Annotated in this window: 11 protein-coding genes; 7 read left to right on the top strand and 4 right to left on the bottom strand. The window is 72.3% G+C overall.

From position 1 onward, the window contains the following. Positions 1–267: 267 nt before the first annotated feature. The 4 genes from IEZ07_RS20825 to IEZ07_RS20810 all read left to right on the top strand — a co-directional run bounded on the left by IEZ07_RS20825 (position 268) and on the right by IEZ07_RS20810 (position 6,121). Positions 268–3,045, top strand: coding sequence for an immune inhibitor A domain-containing protein (locus IEZ07_RS20825; RefSeq protein WP_191896277.1), 2,778 nt, complete (start codon positions 268–270; stop codon positions 3,043–3,045). A 131-nt stretch (positions 3,046–3,176) separates the two neighbouring features. Further along, complete coding sequence (locus tag IEZ07_RS20820; RefSeq protein WP_191896276.1) at positions 3,177–4,115, top strand: diacylglycerol/lipid kinase family protein; 939 nt, start codon at positions 3,177–3,179, stop codon at positions 4,113–4,115. Positions 4,116–4,274: 159 nt separating this feature from the next. Continuing rightward, positions 4,275–5,873 carry a methyl-accepting chemotaxis protein gene (locus IEZ07_RS20815; RefSeq protein WP_191896275.1) on the top strand — a complete coding sequence of 533 codons (1,599 nt, stop codon included), beginning with the start codon at positions 4,275–4,277 and terminating at the stop codon, positions 5,871–5,873. Between the two features lie 77 nt (positions 5,874–5,950). Beyond that, positions 5,951–6,121, top strand: coding sequence for a hypothetical protein (locus IEZ07_RS20810; protein WP_191896274.1), 171 nt, complete (start codon positions 5,951–5,953; stop codon positions 6,119–6,121). A 124-nt stretch (positions 6,122–6,245) separates the two neighbouring features. On the opposite strand, the gene IEZ07_RS20805 is transcribed toward IEZ07_RS20810, so the two are convergent. Next, positions 6,246–6,704 (bottom strand): MarR family winged helix-turn-helix transcriptional regulator, encoded by a 459-nt coding sequence (locus IEZ07_RS20805; protein ID WP_231647233.1) that lies wholly within the window; start codon positions 6,702–6,704, stop codon positions 6,246–6,248. Positions 6,705–6,779: 75 nt separating this feature from the next. Between IEZ07_RS20805 and IEZ07_RS20800 the strand changes: the two genes are divergently transcribed. Then, complete coding sequence (locus IEZ07_RS20800) at positions 6,780–7,805, top strand: hypothetical protein (RefSeq protein ID WP_239320322.1); 1,026 nt, start codon at positions 6,780–6,782, stop codon at positions 7,803–7,805. A gap of 57 nt (positions 7,806–7,862) precedes the next feature. On the opposite strand, the gene IEZ07_RS20795 is transcribed toward IEZ07_RS20800, so the two are convergent. From IEZ07_RS20795 to IEZ07_RS20785, 3 genes are all read right to left on the bottom strand, one after another. Continuing rightward, complete coding sequence (locus IEZ07_RS20795) at positions 7,863–8,489, bottom strand: Uma2 family endonuclease (protein WP_191896273.1); 627 nt, start codon at positions 8,487–8,489, stop codon at positions 7,863–7,865. Between the two features lie 131 nt (positions 8,490–8,620). Beyond that, on the bottom strand, positions 8,621–9,991 hold the full coding sequence (locus IEZ07_RS20790) for a rhamnulokinase (RefSeq protein ID WP_239320334.1): 1,371 nt from the start codon (positions 9,989–9,991) through the stop codon (positions 8,621–8,623). 44 nt (positions 9,992–10,035) lie between these two features. Beyond that, positions 10,036–11,037, bottom strand: a complete 1,002-nt coding sequence (locus IEZ07_RS20785) for a LacI family DNA-binding transcriptional regulator (RefSeq protein ID WP_191896271.1) — start codon at positions 11,035–11,037, stop codon at positions 10,036–10,038. Positions 11,038–11,176: 139 nt separating this feature from the next. Between IEZ07_RS20785 and IEZ07_RS20780 the strand changes: the two genes are divergently transcribed. Next, complete coding sequence (locus IEZ07_RS20780) at positions 11,177–12,238, top strand: Gfo/Idh/MocA family protein (RefSeq protein ID WP_191896270.1); 1,062 nt, start codon at positions 11,177–11,179, stop codon at positions 12,236–12,238. 321 nt (positions 12,239–12,559) lie between these two features. After that, entirely contained in the window at positions 12,560–14,566 is a 2,007-nt protein-coding gene (locus IEZ07_RS20775; protein ID WP_204054497.1) for a beta-galactosidase, read from the top strand. Positions 14,567–14,579: the final 13 nt, after the last annotated feature.

The following is a 14,579-nucleotide window of genomic DNA, read 5'->3' as shown; positions in this document are numbered from 1 at the left end:
CGTACCGCCCGTAAGCCCGGTTTCGGACCCGCCGCCCGCGCACATCCCAGCCCGAAGTCATCGTCCGGCATCGTGTCGTTAATTAATACTCGTCCCCTATGTCCCAGTTGTGAGATATCTTCCAACAAACCGATTGATCACATTTTTACAACATCAGTCGGACGGTTTACCTCTGCTTTATTCCGTCCTCTAACGTCCCGCACGGTGCGCAAATAGGCGCGCCGGGGAACGTCCGCGCCCGGCGAACCCGGGCAGGGAGGGTATCCGTTGTCCAGCAGAGGCAGAGGCGCGCGCAAGCGCCTTCTCGCGATCGTGCCCGTTCTCGGGCTCGCCGCCGCGGGACTGTCCGTCAGCGGCGTGTCGGCCCAGGCCGACAGCTCAGCCGCACGATACGTCCCGTCGTCGAGCGACTACTACATCAACTACGCGCCGCCGCGGATCCAGAGCGACAGCACGGCCATCGACGAGCGGTTCCAGCGCGGCGCCGCCAAGCGGTCGGGCCTGGCCCACGCCCAGGAGGTCGACCGGAAGTTCGCCGAGGGCAACCCGGTCGCCGCCAAGACGCTCGCCTCGCGGGAGACCCGGGCGATCAGGACGGGCAAGAACCCCTTCGACTTCATCTTCAAGAAGGCGGGCAAGACCCAGCAGGCGAAGCTGCTCACCCTCCTCATCGAGTTCAACGAGAACGCCAACGACGACTTCTCCGGCTTCAGCCGGCCCAAGTCGACCGACGACGTCAACGACTGCGTGACCGAGCCGCCGGGCACCAAGCTCAACGGCCCGCTGCACAACCAGATCCCCGACCCCGCCTCCTCCGGCGCCGGCAGGGACAACAACACCATGTGGGTTCCGGACTTCAGCCCGGAGCACTACAACAAGATGCTCTACTCGGACAAGGGGATCACCAAGCGCGTCCGGATGGACCTCACCGACCCCCGGGACGGTAAGAAGGGCATCGACATCTCCGGCCACACCATGAAGAAGATGTACGAGGAGATGTCCAAGGGCGCCTACACCGTCACCGGTGAGGCGATCGGCTGGATCAAGGTCCCGCACTCGGAGGCCTGGTACGGCGCCGGCCGCTGCGGCACCATCCCGCAGGACATGTCCGGCCACCCCGACAACCCGGCCGGCCCCGCCGCGCTGGGCGTCGACGCGGTCAACGTCCTGGCGCAGCAGAACCCGGACTTCCCCTGGGCCGACTACGACATCGAGGACACCGGCGACGCCGACGGCGACGGCAACACCCTGGAGCCGGACGGTGTGATCGACCACCTCGTCCTGGTCCACGCGGGCGCCGACAAGTCGGGCGGCGGCGGCGCCGAGGGCCCCTACGCCATCTGGGCGCACTCCAGCGCCATCGCCGGCGGCTACACGATCCCCGGCACGGACAAGAAGATCTCCAACTACATCGTGCAGCCCGAGGACTCCGGCGTCGGCGTCTTCGCCCACGAGTACGGCCACGACCTGGGCCTGCCGGACTTCTACGACGCCTCCGGCGGCGGCGACACCAGCGTGGACTTCTGGGACCTGATGTCCTCCGGCTCGCACGCCGGCCCGATCATGCAGTCGATGCCGACCCACATGGGCCTGTACGCCAAGTGGGTGCTCGGCTGGGCCGACCCGAAGATCATGAACCCGGGTGACCGCAAGCAGCTGGTGACCATCGGCCAGGCCTCCCGCACGCCCAAGCACACCGCGGACGGCGTGCGGATCAACCTGCCCGACAAGAACGTCACGATGGCCGTCCCGCACAGCGGCGGCAAGCTGTGGTGGTCCGGCAACGACCAGAGCTGGGCCGACGTCAAGCTGACCCGGGAGATCCAGGTCCCCGCCGAGGGCGACCCGCGCTTCTGGATGTGGAACCAGTACGCCATCGAGGCCGACTGGGACTACGGCTTCGTCGAGGTCTCCGCCGACGGCGGCGCCACCTGGGCCGAGCAGAAGGTCTACGACGAGGCCGGCACGCTGGTCACCACCGACGACGGCTACGACGACCCGAACAGCCGCATGCACGACTACGGCGACAAGAAGTACGGCCTCACCGGCGCGACCGACGGCTGGCGGCACGACTACGTGAGCCTGGCGCCGTTCGCCGGCAAGACGATCCAGATCCGCCTGCGCTACGCCACCGACGCCGGGTTCGAGGACACCGGCTGGTTCGCCGACGACTTCTCCGTGACCGCCGGCGGCGCCACGGTGTGGAGCGACGACGTCGAGGGCGGCGACAACGGCTGGACCGCCGTCAAGGGCACCTTCACCGACACCTCCGGCGCCGGCTGGCACACCCACAGCGGCAGCCTGCAGACCGCCCAGTACTACCTGGCCGAGTGGCGCAACTACGACGGCTTCGACAAGGGCCTGCAGTACACCTACGACACGACCTGGTCGCACGAGAACGCCTGGAAGGTCGAGCGGATCAAGTACAACGCGCCCGGCCTGCTGGTCTGGTACCGCGACGCGGCCTACCCGGCCAACAACGGTGACGCGCACACCTTCGCGCTCCCGTCGGTCGGGCCCAAGGGCGAGATCCTCGTCGTCGACTCGCACTACGAGCCGCTCCGCCGCAGCGGCGAGGCGGCCGAGAAGGACCCGTCGGCGCTGAAGAACATCCCGTCGCGCCCGCAGTCCTCCAACGCGGCCTTCACCTTCGGCAGGACGTACCCGTTCACCGAGTGCATCGAGGGCGAGCCGTTCACCGAGTACTGCACGAAGTTCCCGGCCCTCCCGGCGGTGAAGACCTTCACCGACGCCAAGACCTGGTACCCGGGTCTGGAGGTCCGTGACGGCAACCTGTTCTACCGCCACCGCGACGCCTCGGCCGTCGTCCCCTCCAAGGGCGACCAGCCGTACTCCACCCGGGTCGTCAACCCCGACGGCACCCCGGCCACGGAGCTGTACGGCACCGACATCGGCGGCGGCCACGTCCTCGGCACCGGCAACCCGGGCGACGAGGGCAAGGCGCTGGGCGTGGAGCTCAAGCTGATCTCCCCGCTCCCGGCGAACCTGGGCGTCATCGTCCAGGTGACCCCGGCGAAGAAGTGAACCCGGTGGTGACACCGGGCAGGTAGACCCGCAGGACCGCAGGAAGGTCCGGCACGGGATCAGGGCCACGCCGTCCACGCGACGGCGTGGCCCTACGATTTGCAGGGAGCAGCGCGACGAAGAGGGGCAGAGTGGGAGAGCTTCGCAGCAAGGCCGAGCACACCGAGGCCGTCCGGACCGGCCGGCGGGCCTGCGTGGTGGTCAACACGCGCTCGCGCCGCGGCCGCCGCCGCTACCCGCAGGTGCTCCGCACGCTCCGGGCCGAGGGCTTCGACCTCCTCGGCGTCTTCCCCGTGGACGACCCGAAGCGGCTGCGCGAGATCCTGGACGCCGCCCTCGAGCCCGGCCCCGACCTGCTCGTCGTCGGCGGCGGGGACGGCACGCTCAGCGCCGCCGTCAAGCACGTCGCCCACCGCGACGTCGCCCTCGGCGTGCTGCCGCTGGGCACCACCAACAACTTCGCCCGCAGCCTCGGCCTCCCGCTGGACCTGACCGGCGCGATCAGGGTGCTGCGCACCGGCAAGGTCGCCGACATCGACCTCGGCATCGCCGGGGACCGGGAGTTCGCCAACCTGGCCAGCTTCGGCGTCTCGGTCGAGGTCGCCGGGACGGTCAGGCCGTGGCTGAAGCGCCTGCTCGGCCGGGCCGCCTACCCGCTCACCGCCCTGACGATCCTCCCCGGCCACCGGCCGTTCCGCGCGTTCATCACGGTCAAGGGCCGCCGCCACGAGCTGCTCACCCACCAGCTCAACATCGCCAACGGCCGCTTCCACGGCGGCTGGCAGGTCGCCCGCGACATCAGCATCGACAACGGCCTCCTGACGGCCTACCAGCTCGGTTCGGGCAAGCGGCTCCGGCTGCTGGTGGAGACCCTGGTCCGGGCCGCCACCGGGCGCTGGCGCAGCCTCGCCGGCGGCCCCTTCGTCATCGGCACCGAGATGTACCTCGAGACCGACCCCCCGATGGCCGCCGACGTCGACGGCGAGGTCCGCCTGATGACCCCCCTCACGATCAGGACCGTGCCCAACGGCCTGCGCGTGATGGTCCCCGAGGACTTCGTCGACTCCTGAGCCGCCCGGCGCCGGGCGGCACCGGGCGGTCGAGCCCGGACGGCGGATCTTCTCCGCGGATCTCCTCAGCTGCGCGCCGGACCCGTCGATGGGAGGACACCCGGCAGCGGGCCCGCGGGCCCCTGCCGCGGGTCACGCCTCTATCGACGGGATTTCGACGTGAAGATCTCCAATCTGCCGATCAGCCGGAGACTGGGTGCCGGCTTCCTCGTGGTCGTGCTCAACATGGTGCTGCTCACGGCCTTCGGCGTGCTGCAGGTGGAGCGGATCAACGACCGGCTGACCACCATCAACGACCTCAACGCCGTCAAGCAGCGCTACGCCATCAACTTCCGCGGTAGCGTGCACGACAGGGCCATCAGCCTGCGCGACGTCGTGCTGGCGCCGACCCCCGAGCAGGCGCGGCCGGAGATCGAGCAGATCGAGAAGCTGGCGGACAAGTACACCGAGTCGGCGGCCAAGATGACGGCGATCTTCGCCGACGCGGGCAGGGTCGGCGCGGAGGAGAAGGCCGCGCACGCCGAGATCGAGCGCATCGAGCGCGAGACGCTCCCGCTGATCGACCGGGTCGTCGAGCTGCGGATGGCCGGCGACACCGGCCAGGCGCTGAAGGTGCTGACGGAGCAGGCCAAGCCTTTGTTCGTCGACTGGCTCGCGGCGATCAACGTGCTGATCGACCTCGAGGAGTCGATGAACCAGGCCGAGACCGCCCACGCGCGCGACACCGCGGAGGGCTTCCTGACCGTCATGCTGCTGATGTGCGCCCTGGCGATCGTGATCGCGGTCGCCGTGGCCTGGTGGATCACCCGCGGCATCACCCGGCCGCTGGCCGAGGCCGGCACGGTCATGGCCGCGGTCGCCGACGGCGACCTGACCCGGCGCGTGAACGTCGCCTCCGGGGATGAGGTCGGCCGGATGGGACGGTCGACCAACGCCGCCCTGGACAGGATCGGCGACGTCATGACCGCGTTCGCGCACAGTGCCGGCGAACTGGCCGGCACCAGCGAGCGGATCGGCATGCTGTCGCACCGCATCGCCGACGGAGCCGAGGAGTCCTCGGCGCAGACCGGCGTCGTCGCGGCAGCCGCGAACGAGGTCTCGCGCAACGTCCAGACCGTCGCGGCGGGCTCGCAGGAGATGGGCGAGTCCATCCGCCAGATCGCGCACAACGCCACCGAGGCGGCGGCGGTCGCCGCCCGCGCGGTGACCGCCGTGGAGACCACCACCGCCACGGTGTCGCGGCTGGGCGAGTCCAGCCGGATGATCGGCGACGTGGTGAAGGTCATCACCTCCATCGCCGAGCAGACCAACCTGCTGGCGCTGAACGCGACCATCGAGGCGGCGCGCGCCGGGGAGTCGGGCAAGGGCTTCGCGGTGGTCGCGGGCGAGGTCAAGGACCTGGCGCAGGAGACGGCCAAGGCCACCGAGGACATCTCCAGGCGGGTGGAGGCGATCCAGGCCGACACCGCCGGGGCCGTGACGGCGATCGCCGACGTGGCCCAGGTGATCGCCCGGATCAACGACTACCAGACCACCATCGCCACGGCCGTCGAGGAGCAGACCGCGACGACGAACGAGATGAACCGGGGCGTCGCGGAGGCGGCCGCGGGGTCGGGGCAGATCGCCGAGAACATCACCGGCGTGGCCTCCATCACCAGGGCCACCAGCGAGTCGGTCGGGGAGTCCCAGCGCGCGGCGCAGGACCTGTCGCAGGTCTCCGAGCGGCTGCGGTCACTGGTGGCGGGGTTCCGCTTGTGAGGCCGATCGGGCGGCCGGCCGCCTGATTGGGACGCGCCGTCCCGGGTAGCCGTACCTCCTCGACAGATGGAGGAGACATGGCGTCCCTGATAGCCCGCATCCGCACCTACCTGAGCAGCCCGCAGGGGCGGCGGAACCTCGAGAAGGCCAAGACGATGGCGCGCGACCCGCGCAACCAGCAGAAGGCGCGCGGGCTGCTGGCCCGGCTCCGCGGCGGCCGGAGCCACCACCCGACGAACCGCTGGTAGGTCCTCGGCCCCTTCGGCGGGACCGGGGACCGGGGTCGCGGACGGCCGCGGTCCCGGCCCCGCCTGAGGCTCAGCCGGCGAACGGGTCGCGCCGCCGGAAGGGGGCCAGGGCGAAGCGGGCGGCTCAGACCGAGGTGATCAGCGTGATCAGCTGCTCGCGGAACCCGGAGTAGTCCTCCAGCACGCCGAAGAGCGTGTCGGAGCCGCGCTCCTCCTCGCGCGCCTCGGCCAGCACCCGGAGCCCCGAGGCGGTGATGCCGACGAGGGCGCGGCGGCGGTCCCGCGCGTCCGTCTCCTTGACCACGTGGCCGCAGCGCCGCAGGTGGTCGATGGTCCGGCTCATGGTCTGGTCGGTGACCCGGCACAGCACGGCGAGCTCGCGCTGGGTCAGCCTGCCCTCCGCGACGTGGTGCAGGACGATCAGCCCCGCATGGGTCAGGCCGTGCGCCGCCAGGAAGGCGTGGAAGCGCCCCTCCACCACACGGGCCGCCACCGAGAGCAGGCGGCCGGTGGGCCAGGAGCGGATGTCGGCGCGCACCGCGTCCGGATCCTGCGCGATGTACTGCTCGTCCCCTTCGGCCACCGGCCCATTGTCCCAGACGCACGTCCCCGGCCTCCGCCGTTGTTCAGCCCGCTGATCGATCGGATAATATTCAGCATGCTGAATATTTCGGACGAGCGCAACGCCCGCCGTGCCCTCCTGCTCGGCATCGCGGCCAGCGCGGTGCTCACCGGGATGGTGTGGCTGCTCGGCCAGCGCCTGCACGGCATCCGCCTCCTGCCCGACCAGGGCGCGTCCTGGTACTACTGGAAGCTGCCGGAGCCGACCGTGTGGACCCGCGCCTCGGCCTGGCTGGGCTACGCGGCCCACCAGGCGGCGCTGTGGGGGCTGATCTACTACGCCCAGACCCGGGTCCGCCGCTACACCTCCGGCCTGCACCCGGTCAACGTCGCGGCCCTCGCGGTGAACTTCGGCTTCGTCCTCCTGCACACCCTGCAGACCCACCTGTTCTACGACGGCCTGGCCCAGGACGTCTCGATCTTCAGCTCGCAGGGGTCGGTGGTCCTGCTGCTGGTCGCGGTCCTGCTGATGGAGAACCGGCGCCGGGGCCTGTTCCTCGGCAGGCCGGCGCCGATCGGCGAGCGGGTGACGGACTTCGTCCGCCGCTACCACGGCTACCTGTTCGGCTGGGCGGCCGTCTACACCTTCTGGTACCACCCGATGGAGGCCACCAGCGGGCACCTGATCGGCTTCTTCTACATGTTCCTGCTCCTGCTGCAGGGCAGTCTCTTCCTGACCCGGGCGCACACCGGCCGCTGGTGGACCTTCACCCTGGAGGCCATGGTGGCGGTGCACGGCACCCTCGTGGCCGTCGCGGCCTCAGGCCCCGGCGGCGCCTGGCCGATGTTCCTCTTCGGCTTCCTCGGCGTCTTCGTCGTCACGCAGATGCACGGGCTCGGCCTGTCCGCGGCCGCCAGGTGGCTGCTCGCAGCCTGCTACGCGGTCGCGGTCCTGGTGGTGTACGGCGTGCGCGGCTTCGGCACGGTCGACGAGATCGTGCGCATCCCGGTGATCGAGTACCTGCTCGTCGGCGTGCTGGCCGCGCTGGTCTGGGCGGGGCTGCGCGCGGCCGGGCTCGCGCGCCGCCGGAAGCCCGCCGGCGCGTCGCAGGACGAGGGGTGATCCCGTACCGGCCCCGGTGATACGACCACCGGGGCGGGCGATGCCGGTCGTTCAGGATCAGAACTGCAGTTCCGACCAGTCGATCATGATGGGGATCGGGTTGCTGACGCTGGGAGCGTCACCGGGCTCGTCCTTCATGAACGTGCCGATGTGCTTGTAGAGCATCGCGGCCCGGTCCAGCCGGTAGCGTTCGATGATCGACACGCCTGTGCGGTCGAGCCGGACGATCCAGTAGTGCGGGATGCCGGCCTTGGCGTACTCCCCGAGCTTGTCGGTCGTGTCCTGGGTCTCGGACCCCGGTGACACGATCTCCACGACGAGCAGGGCGTGCTCGGCGCGGAGCCGTTCGCCCCGCCCTCGATCCAGGCACCGGTAGAGCGCGACGTCGGGCCGCCGGTTGAGCAGTGGCAGGTCCCTCAGCCGCAGGTCGACGTCGTTGTTCACGGTGAGGCACTCATGCCCCTTGCTCATCGCGGCACGGGCATGCCTCTCCAGCAGGTTGGCCAGTCGCCTGCCGGCCGTCTGGTGATCGGGTGTGGGCGCCGCGCAGTAGACCACGTAGCCGTCGACGATCTCGATGGCCTTGGCGATCTCCTCGGGAAGCGCCTCGTACTCCTCGGCGGTGACGCGGGCGGGCTGAGGACGAATGCTGAGAAGCCAGCTGTCATCCGGCAAGGCTGTCATCCGGGATCTCTCCTCGTCATGGTCCGCTCGTCGCGCCAAGCCTACGGTCTGTCCTGCCACCTGTGAGAGCACGCACAGGACGGAGAGCCGCCGCCGGTTCGGACGTGAAGGCATCCGGCCCGGCGGAGCTCTCAGATCGTCTTGTGCGCCGATCCCAGCCGGGCCTCCGCCTCGTCCCAGGCGGAGGCGTCGACGGAGGGCTCGTAGCGGCGCAGCGGTTCGACCCGCGCCGCCAGGGCGCGCATCTCGGCGAGGCCGGCGACCTCGCCGGCCGCCCGCGCCTGGACCAGCACGTTGCCCAGCGCGGTCGCCTCGGCGGGGCCGGCCACCACCGGCAGACCGCAGGCGTCGGCGGTGAGCCGGCAGAGCAGCGCGTTGCGGGAGCCGCCGCCGACCAGGTGGACGGCCTCCACGTCGCGGCCGGACAGGGCGACCGCCTGGCGGATCGCCCGGCGGTGGCCCAGGGCCAGGCTCTCCAGGACGCAGCGGACGAACGCCGGGGGGGAGGAGGGCGGCTCCTGGCCCGTGCGGCGGCATTCGGTCGCGATCCTGGACGGCATGTCGCCCGGGGGCAGGAAGACGGGGGCGTCCGGGTCGACCAGCGCGGCGAACGGGCGCTCGCGCTCCGCCGCCTCCAGCAGGCCGCCGAGGCTGGCGCCGGGCCAGGCCCGCACCGACTCCTGCAGCAGCCACAGGCCCATGACGTTGCGCAGGTAGCGGACGGTGCCGTCGATCCCGGCCTCGTTGGTGAAGTTCGCCGCCCGCCCGGCCTCGGTCAGCACCGGGGCGGGCAGCTCCACCCCGGCCAGCGACCAGGTCCCGCAGGAGACGTAGGCGAAGCGCGGGCCCGGGGCGGGCACCGCGGCCACCGCCGAGGCCGTGTCGTGGGAGGCGACCGCGGTCACCCGGCAGGTGCGGCCGATCTCCGCGGCCGCTTCGGGCAGCAGGGGGCCGATCGGGTCGCCGGGCCGGCGCAGCGGCGGGAAGATCCGCGCAGGGAGGCCCAGCCGCTCGATCAGGCCGGTCGCCCAGGACCGGGTGCGCACGTCCAGCAGCCCGGTGGTCGAGGCGTTGGTCACCTCCGCGCCGATCTCCCCGGTGAGCAGGTAGGCGATCAGGTCGGGGACGAGCAGCATCGTCGCGGCGCGGCCGAGGTCGTCGGCGAGCAGCTGGTAGACCGTGTTGAACGGCAGCACCTGCAGCCCGGCCACGTCGTACAGAACCTCGGCGCCGATCTCGGCCGCGACCCGCTCGGCGACGCCGCCGGTCCGCTCGTCGCGGTAGTGCACCGGGTCGCCCAGCAGGGATCCGGAGGAGTCGAGCAGCCCGTAGTCGACCGCCCAGGAGTCCACGCCGACCGAGGCGACCGGCCCGGCGCGGCGCAGGCCGTGCAGGACCTCCCGGTAGAGGCCGCGCAGGTCCCAGCGGAGCCCGCCGGGCGTGCGGACCGGGCCGTTGGGGAAGCGGTGCGCCTCGGTCAGGGTCCGGCCGTCCCAGACCATGACCCGTCCGCTGGAGGCGCCGAGGTCCACGGCGGCGAAGCGGCTCACCGGGTCGACTCCCTGGCCACGAGCTCGGGCTGGAACATGATGTGCTGGTGGGCGTGGGTCTCGGGGTTCTCGCACTCGTCGAGCACCAGCTCGGTGGCGATGCGCCCGAGCTGGTGGGTGGGCTGCCGCATGGAGCTGAGCGAGACGGCCGAGGCGGCGGCGAACTCGATGTCGTCGTAGCCCATCAGCATCACGTCGCCCGGCACCCGCACCCCGGCCTGGAGCAGCGCGCGCAGCACGCCGAGGGCCAGCAGGTCGTTGGCGCAGAAGACGGCGTCCGGCAGGCCGCCGGCGAGCAGGTCGGCCGCGGCCTTCTCCCCGGCGCGCGCGTTCATCGCGGCCATCTCGGCGACCCGCAGCCGGTCCGGGCCCAGCCCGGCGGCCTCCAGCGCGGCCAGCGCGCCCTGCCGCCGCTCCAGGCACTGGCGGATCGTCAGCGGACCGGACACGTAGGCGACGCTCCCGGCGCCGCGCGCCAGCAGGTGCGCCACCGCGGTCCGGCCGCCCGCCACGTCGTCGACGGCCACCGCGCACTGGTCGGGCCGGTGCGCCGGGTGGTCGACCAGGACGACGCTGATCCCGTGCTCTCGCAGCCGGTCCAGCCGGCTGAGGTCCTCGTCCGTGGGGATGATCAGCACCCCCCGGACCCGCTGCTCGGCGAGCACGCGCAGGTTGCGCTCCTCCTTGGCGCGCGACCCGGCGGAGTTGCCGAGGATCACGGCGTAGCCGCGCTCGCTCGCCGCGTCCTCTATCCCGGCCGCCACGTCGGTGAAGAAGGGGTTGCCGATGTCGATGACGCTCAGGCCGAGGGTCCTGCTGTGGCCGGCGCGCAGGGTGGAGGCCGAGCCGTGGCGGACGAAGCCGAGCTCGCGGATCGCCTCCTCGACCCGCTCCCGGGTGGCGGGGGCGACCTTGGCGGGCCGGTTGAGCACGTTGGACACCGTGCCGGGGGAGACGCCCGCGCGGGCGGCGACGTCCTTGATACTGACCGTGGTCACGGTCCCTGATTAAAACGTATCAACGCTTCGGGCGCCAGTCGCGGCCATCGCGGAGCGGGTGGTGGGCGTTGACAGTCCGCGAAATGCCACCCTACCGTCCCCGGCTGTCAGTAAAACGTTCTACATGCGAGGTCATCCCATGATCCGAGCCGCCATCGTGGGCGCGGGCGCCATCGCCGCGCACGGGCACATCCCCGCTCTCCGCGCCCACCGGGACCGCGTCCAGCCGGTGGCCGTGGTCGACGTCGACGGGGCCAGGGCGCGGGCGTTCGCCGCCGAGCACGGCATCCCGGCCGTCCACACCGGCCTGACCGGGATGCTGGCGGCCGAGCGGCCCGACCTGGTGCTCGTCTGTACCCCGCCGCACCTGCACGCCGGCCAGGCGGTCGAGTGCCTGGAGGCCGGGGCCTGGGTGTGGTGCGAGAAGCCGCTGTGCCGCTCGCTGGCCGAGTACGACCGGATCCAGGCCGCCGAGGGCTCCGAGGACCCCGAGGGCGCAGGCGGCCCCTATCTGACGGTCGTCTACCAGCAGCGTTTCGGCTCCGGGGCCGAGCACCTGCGCGAGCTGGCCGGGTCCGGAGCGCTCGGCCGCCCGCTGGTGGGCCTGTGCACCACCGCCTGGCACCGCGGCGAGGACTACTACGCCGTGCCGTACCGCGGGCGGTGGGAGACCGAGGGCGGCGGCACCACCGTGCTGCACGGCATCCACCAGATGGACCTGATGCTCTCGGTGTTCGGCGACTGGGCGGAGATCCGCGCGATGGCCGGGCGGCTGGACCGGCAGATCGAGACCGAGGACGTCTCGATGGCGGCGGTGCGGTTCGCGAGCGGGGCGATGGCGAGCGTGGTCACCAGCGTGCTCTGCCCCCGGCAGGAGAGCCACCTGCGCTTCGACTTCGCCGGCGGCACGGTCGAACTGCGCCACCTGTACGGCCACCGCAACGAGCACTGGACGTCGAGCTCGCCGCTGTGGGCCCCGCCCCGGGACGTGCCGAGCGGGCACGAGGCGCAGCTCGGCACGGTGCTCGACGCCTTCGCCCGGGGAGAGCGCCCGCCCGCGAGCGGTGCCGACGGCCGGCGGGCGATGGAGTTCGTCACCGGGCTGTACGCCTCGGCGCTGACCGGCCGCCCCGTGCGCCGGGAGGAGATCACCCCGGACAGCCCCTTCTACCACCGGCTCGACGGAGGCCTGGGGCTGTGAGCGGACGCGGGGGATTGAAACGTTCTTCCCCAGCGGGCGCCGGACCGGGAATCCGGCATCCCGCGGATCTGTAACGTTCGGGTAACCCGGGCGGGGGAGGGGACGACCGCGGATTGCCGGATGACCGCCACTGCCTGGGGAAACGCTTCCCGGTACGGCTCCGCCGCATGGCCGCGTCGGCGGGCGGCGGGCGGGCGGCGGGGAAAGGGGTCTTGTGCGCCAGATAGAGGAACGTTTTAATCCCCGGTTAAGCGAACGTGACACGTTCGTGTGAGCGATCACACCCCTGCGATGACTGCGACGTGAAGGGCGGTGGACGGCGTGCGCGGCGGTATCGCCTACGGCGGGGACTGGAACCCCGAGCAGTGGCCCGAGGAGACCTGGCCGCAGGACGTCGCGCTGATGCGCGAGGCCGGGGTCACCCGGGTGAGCGTCGGGATCTTCGCGTGGTCGGTGCTGGAACCCGCCGAGGGCGTCCACGACTTCGGCTGGCTCGACCGGGCGCTGGACCTGCTGGCCGGCGCGGGCATCGAGGCCTGCTTGGCCACCCCGACCGCCGCCCCGCCGCCGTGGTTCGGCCACACCTACCCCGAGGCCCTGCCGGTGGACGCCGACGGGCGGCGGCTGCACCACGGGAGCCGCCAGGGCTTCTGCCCCAGCTCGCCGGTCTACCGGGCCAAGGCCCTGGAGATCGCCGAGCGGGTCGCCCTGCGCTACGCCGATCATCCGGCGCTGGCCCTGTGGCACGTGCACAACGAGTACGGCTGCCACAACGCCCGCTGCCACTGCGACGTCTCCGCCGAGGCGTTCCGCGGCTGGCTGCGCGAGCGGTACGGCACGCTGGAGGCGCTCAACGACGCCTGGGGGACGGCGTTCTGGTCCCAGCGCTACGGGGACTGGGACCAGATCCTGACGCCCCGCGCCACCCCGAGCTTCACCAACCCCGGTCAGCAGCTCGACTTCCGCCGGTTCAGCTCCGACACCCTGGTCGGGCTCTACACCGCCGAGCGCGACCTGCTCAGGAAGATCACCCCCCGGGTGCCCGCGACCACGAACCTGATGGCCGGCGTGCACTGGGACATGGACTGCTGGGACTTCGCCGCCGAGCTGGACGTGATCGCCACCGACCACTACCTGGCCGGCGAGCGCGCCGACCCGCACATCGACCTGGCCTTCGCCGCGGACCTCGCCCGCTCCCTGGGCGGGGGCCGCCCGTGGCTGCTGATGGAGCACTCCACCAGCGCGGTCAACTGGCAGGGCCGCAACCTGGCCAAGACCCCCGGCGAGCTGCGCCGCAACTCCCTGGCCCACCTGGCCCGGGGCGCCGACGCGGTCATGTTCTTCCAGTGGCGGGCCTCGCGGGCCGGGGCCGAGAAGTGGCACTCGGCGATGCTGCCGCACGCGGGCACCGAGACCAAGATCTGGCGGGAGACGGCCGCGCTCGGCGCCGAGCTGGCGGGCCTGGCAGAGGTGGCCGGGAGCACGGTCCGCGCCGACGCGGTGATCCTGCTCGACCACGCCAGCGTCTGGGCCCAGGACCACCCCGCCCAGCCCACCGCCGACCTGGACCCGGTCGAGGAGGCCGAGCGCTGGCACGCGGCGCTCTGGCGGGCCGGGGTCACCTGCGACCTGGCCCGCCCCGAGGCGGACCTGTCCGGCTACCGCCTGGTGCTGGTCCCCGCGCTCTACCTGGTGAGCGACGCCGGGGCGGCGAACGTGGCGGAGTTCGCGCGGCGCGGCGGCACCGTGGTCGTGGGACCGTACAGCGGGATCGTGGACGAGTGCGACCGGGTCCGGCTCGGCGGCTACCCGGGGGCGTGGCGGGAGCTGCTCGGCGTGACGACCGAGGAGTTCTTCCCGCTCCGGCCGGACCGCCCGCTCCGGCTGACCGGCGGCGGGACCGGCCGGATCTGGAGCGAGGCGGCCCGCGCCACGACCGCCGAGACGCTCGACGCCTACGCGGACGGTCCCCTGGCCGGCTCGCCCGCCTGGACGCGCAACGCGTGGGGCGCGGGGGCGGCCCACTACCTGACCACCCGGCTCGACGACGCCGCCCTGTCGGCCGTGCTCGCCGCGGCCCGCACCGAGGCGGGGGTGGAACCGGCCGCCGCGGCCCCGCCCGGGGTGGAGGTCGTCCGGCGCTCGCACCCCGACGGCCGGTCCTACCTGTTCGCGGTCAACCACACCGGCGCCGAGGCGGTCGTCGCGGCCTTGGGCACCGCCCTGCCGGGCGGCGAGGCCGTGGACGGCGCGCTGAGGGTGCCCGCCGGGGGCGTGGGCGTGCTCCGCGAGACCGGCCCGGCCGGACGCCGATCGGCGCACCCGTGAGCCGCCGCACTCA

The organism is Planomonospora parontospora, from assembly GCA_014647935.1.
GTDB classification, from domain to species: Bacteria; Actinomycetota; Actinomycetes; order Streptosporangiales; family Streptosporangiaceae; genus Planomonospora; species Planomonospora parontospora.
Note: the sequence above shows the minus strand (reverse complement) of the source record. Positions and strands in the feature narration are given on the sequence as shown.

What these genes read in the sequence shown, in the direction of transcription:
- IEZ07_RS20810 (WP_191896274.1), top strand. Translation starts at nt 5,951, where the DNA reads ATGGCGTCCCTGATAGCCCGCATCCGCACCTACCTGAGCAGCCCGCAG.
- IEZ07_RS20800 (WP_239320322.1), top strand. Translation starts at nt 6,780, where the DNA reads ATGCTGAATATTTCGGACGAGCGCAACGCCCGCCGTGCCCTCCTGCTC.
- IEZ07_RS20795 (WP_191896273.1), bottom strand. Translation starts at nt 8,489, where the DNA reads ATGACAGCCTTGCCGGATGACAGCTGGCTTCTCAGCATTCGTCCTCAG.
- IEZ07_RS20790 (WP_239320334.1), bottom strand. Translation starts at nt 9,991, where the DNA reads ATGGTCTGGGACGGCCGGACCCTGACCGAGGCGCACCGCTTCCCCAAC.
- IEZ07_RS20780 (WP_191896270.1), top strand. Translation starts at nt 11,177, where the DNA reads ATGATCCGAGCCGCCATCGTGGGCGCGGGCGCCATCGCCGCGCACGGG.